Origin of the sequence: Parafrankia sp. FMc2, from assembly GCF_041008525.1 — a bacterium.
Taxonomy (GTDB): Bacteria; Actinomycetota; Actinomycetes; order Frankiales; family Frankiaceae; genus Parafrankia.
Genome location: NZ_JBFLUG010000296.1, coordinates 1 through 3,526 on the forward strand (window position 1 = coordinate 1; position 3,526 = coordinate 3,526).

The following is a 3,526-nucleotide window of genomic DNA, read 5'->3' on the forward strand; positions in this document are numbered from 1 at the left end:
GAAGTGACCCCGCTCCTGTGGAGGTCGATCCGGACCCTGCCTAGTTACGGCCGAAAGAAGCAGCGGCGGCGAAGATGGTGAGCATCTGTTCCATCGCGAGGTCGACGCCGGCGCGGTCGCCGGTGGCCAGCAGGTCGAGCAGGAGTCCCCGGGTGGCCGCCAGGCCGAGCCGGGCCTGCGCACGGGCCTCGGCCGGCTCCCGGCCTTCGCGTACCAGGTACTCGGTCGCCGGGCCGAGCCAGTCCTCCACCACCCCGTCAAGCAGCGGCTGGGCGTAGGCGCGGCCCTGCAGCGCCTGGCCGTAGATCTCGAAGAAGAGGCGTTCGAACGGGGCCAGCGCCGGGTCGCTGAGTCGGCGCCACATCTGCCGCCCCAGCTCGACCGCGGACGTCGCCGGTTCGCTCCGCATCTGGGCGAACGCGGCGCGCTGCTGCTCCTCCATGGCTCGCACGACCTCGACGAGGAGGCCGTCCCGTGAACCGAAGTGATAAATGATCATGCGATGGCTGGAGTCGACCGCGGCGGCCAGCTGCCGGAGGCTCAGGTCGCCTATCCCGTGCTCGGCCAGGTGGGCGAGGACGTCGCCGAGAAGGCGTTGCCGCCCTGTGCCGTCCTGCGCGCTGTCCGATGGCGGACCTTGCCGGGTCATGTACCGGATGGTACATGTACCAAGTGGTACATGGCCGCGGCGGGTTGCCGTCGCGGACCGCAGGACGCTGATCGCCATAGGAGGCACCCGATGTACTACGAGACCTCGGTGACCATCGACGCACCGGCCGACGACGTCTGGGCCGTGATGCGCGACGTCGAGCGCTGGCCCACCTGGACTCCGACGATGACCACCGTGGAGGCCAGGAACGCGGCTGGCGCCCCGGACGGCGAGCTGCGCGAGGGGAGCGTGGTGCGCATCCAGCAGCCCCGGCTCCCGGCAGCCGCCTGGACCGTGACCGACCTGGCCCCGGGCGCGGGCTTCTCCTGGACGTCGAAGGCGACCGGCATGACCACGGTCGCCGACCACCGCATCACGCCCACCCCGGATGGTGGCACCGTGACAGTGCGGCTGAGCCTGCGCCAGTCCGGCCCTCTGGCCCCGGTGGTGGCACTTTTCATGGCCCGGCTGGTCCGGCGGTACGTCGACACCGAGGCTCAGGGTCTGCGGGAGTACTGCGAGCACCACCACCGCACCAGCCGGCCCCGTACCTGACCCGTCACCCGGCGTGGGTGCGCTGCCTGCGCTGGCGGGTGCGCGGCGCGGCGCGGTCAGGACCAGCTGGGCGCGGTCAGGACCAGCTGATGGCACCGGCGCGGTCGATGAAGCGTCCTGAGGAATGCCCCGGCCCCTCGGTGGCGAGGGCGACGATGGCGTCGGTGCCTTCGGTGACTGTCTGCGGCCGCTGTGGCCGTTGAGGTCGGTCGCGGTGTAGCCGGGGTCGACCGCGTTCACGCGGATGTCGGTCAGCGCCTTGGCGTACTGGGTCGTCAGCATGATCAGCGCGGCCTTCGACGAGGTGTAGAGGGGTGCGATGACCGTCGATTCGACGCGGGACTCGTCGTGGGTGATGGCCAGCGAACCGAGTCCGCTGCTGACGTTGACGATCACCGGGTCGGCGCAGCGGCGGAGCAGGGGGAGGAAGGCGGTGGTCGTTCTGATCACGCCGAACAGGTTGACGTCGAAGACGGCCAGGGCGTCGGCGGCGGTCAGCGCGTCCACGTCGCCGTGGGGACCACCGATGCCCGCGTTGTTGATCAGGACGTCGATCGAACCCTCGTGTGCTTCGACGTCGGAGGCGGCTCCGGTGACCGAGGCGTCGTCGGTGACGTCGATGGGGACGAAGCGGGCGCCGAGCGCCCTGGCGGCCGCGGTGCCCCGTTCGGGGTCGCGGGCGCCGAGCAGAACGGTGTGACCGAGAGCGATGAGGCGGCGGGCGGTCTCGTACCCGAGGCCCTTGTTGGCTCCGGTGATGAAGGTCGTTGTCATGCCTCCATCGTTGGCCCGGCGGGGCCAGGCCCACCAGGGACGGGCCGACGGTAGGAACGGCAGTACCACCGTCAGCCTGTCGTCGGGCGGGACAATGGTCCCTGTGAACACGCACGACGCCAGGCTGGGGGCGACGATCCGCGCCTGGCGGGACCGGCTGTCACCCGCGGCAGCGGGCCTGCCGACCGGCAGGGCGCGCCGGGCCGCGGGGCTGCGCCGGGAGGAGCTGGCCGAGCTCGCGGGCGTCTCCGTCGACTACCTGGTGCGGCTGGAGCAGGGGCGGGCGACCGCCCCCTCGGCGCAGGTGGTCGCGTCGCTGTCCCGAGCGCTGCGGTTGACCGTCGCCGAACGTGATCACCTGTACCGACTGGCTCATCTCGTCGCGCCGGCGCAGGACACGATTTCCGACCACATCCCGCCGGGAGTGCAGCGGGTCCTCGCCCGGCTTGGCGAGGCGGCCGCCGCGGTGTTCGCCGCGGACTGGCAGCTGATCTGGTGGAACCGCGGCTGGGCGGCGCTGCTGGGTGATCCGTCGTCCACGCCCGTGAAGCTGAGGAACTTCGCCCGCGACCATTTCCCGGTCGGCTCTGGTGGCGGGGAGCAGCACCTGTCCCACTGGCCGGTGACGAACCTGAACGTCGAGGCCACTGATGCCGCCATCGTGTCCGACCTGCGGCGAGCGACCGGGCGCTTCCCCGGCGACACCCGACTGGCGAAGCTGACCGATGAGCTGACCGCGGGCAACGCACGGTTCGCCGAACTCTGGGCACAGGGATCGGTCGCCGCCCACCGCGAGGACCGCAAGACGGTCGCGCACCCGGCGGTCGGGCCCATCGCCGTTGACTGCGACGTCCTGACCGACGGCGATCTGGAGCTGAAGATCGTCATTCTTACCGCCGAGCCCGGTAGCGAGGACGAGTCCAGGTTCCGGCTGGCGCTGGTCGCCGGCGGCGACACACAGCTCCTCGCGGCGCCGACTCCGCCGATGCCCGGGCGCGTGCTGCCTGAATGACCTTGTGAGATCAGGGTCGCGTGGCCTGCAGGGCTGTCACGACGAGGCGGTGGCGGTGGTTTCGCCGGGCAGATCGTCGCCGTCATGGTCGAGGCGGTCGGCGTGGAACAGCGCCTGCCGGAGGAGGCGCGCGACGTGCTCGTCGGCAGCGGAGTAGTAGACGAAGGTGCCCTCACGGCGGCCCTTGACCAGCCCGGCCAGGCGAAGCTTGGCCAGGTGTTGGCTGACCGCGGTCGGCGCCGCTCCGGCGAGCTCGGCGAGACACGCGACTGACGACTCGCCCTGCAGCAGCGCCCACAGCACCCTGATGCGGGTCGGGTCGCCGAGCATCCGGAACGTCTCCGCGGCCAGATGCACCTGTTCCTCGTTGGGCATCTCGAAGTCCGCCAGCGACGTGTGCACGCTTCCAGCCTAGTACTCCAGCCGGACTTTAGTGATCATTTTGATCTGATGGGTCATGGTTGAGATGCGACGTTGAGGTGGAGCCGGTCCAGGCACGCAAGAGGCCACCGGTGATCATCGAGGTTTGTGACGAC

General features: G+C 70.6%; 4 protein-coding genes and 1 pseudogene. 2 read left to right on the forward strand and 3 right to left on the reverse strand.

The window, feature by feature from the left end:
- Positions 1-40: 40 nt before the first annotated feature.
- Complete coding sequence (locus AB1460_RS36335) at positions 41-727, reverse strand: TetR family transcriptional regulator (RefSeq protein ID WP_368967029.1); 687 nt, start codon at positions 725-727, stop codon at positions 41-43.
- A 69-nt stretch (positions 728-796) separates the two neighbouring features.
- Between AB1460_RS36335 and AB1460_RS36340 the strand changes: the two genes are divergently transcribed.
- A complete protein-coding gene (locus tag AB1460_RS36340) occupies positions 797-1,204 on the forward strand; it encodes an SRPBCC family protein (RefSeq protein ID WP_420497456.1) in 408 nt (135 codons plus the stop codon).
- Positions 1,205-1,280: 76 nt separating this feature from the next.
- Here the strand turns inward: AB1460_RS36340 and AB1460_RS36345 are convergent.
- A pseudogene (locus AB1460_RS36345) lies at positions 1,281-1,978 on the reverse strand (SDR family NAD(P)-dependent oxidoreductase).
- Between the two features lie 94 nt (positions 1,979-2,072).
- Here AB1460_RS36345 and AB1460_RS36350 point away from each other — a divergent pair.
- Complete coding sequence (locus AB1460_RS36350; RefSeq protein WP_420497457.1) at positions 2,073-2,990, forward strand: helix-turn-helix transcriptional regulator; 918 nt, start codon at positions 2,073-2,075, stop codon at positions 2,988-2,990.
- A 36-nt stretch (positions 2,991-3,026) separates the two neighbouring features.
- On the opposite strand, the gene AB1460_RS36355 is transcribed toward AB1460_RS36350, so the two are convergent.
- Positions 3,027-3,392, reverse strand: coding sequence for an ArsR/SmtB family transcription factor (locus tag AB1460_RS36355; protein ID WP_368967034.1), 366 nt, complete (start codon positions 3,390-3,392; stop codon positions 3,027-3,029).
- Positions 3,393-3,526: the final 134 nt, after the last annotated feature.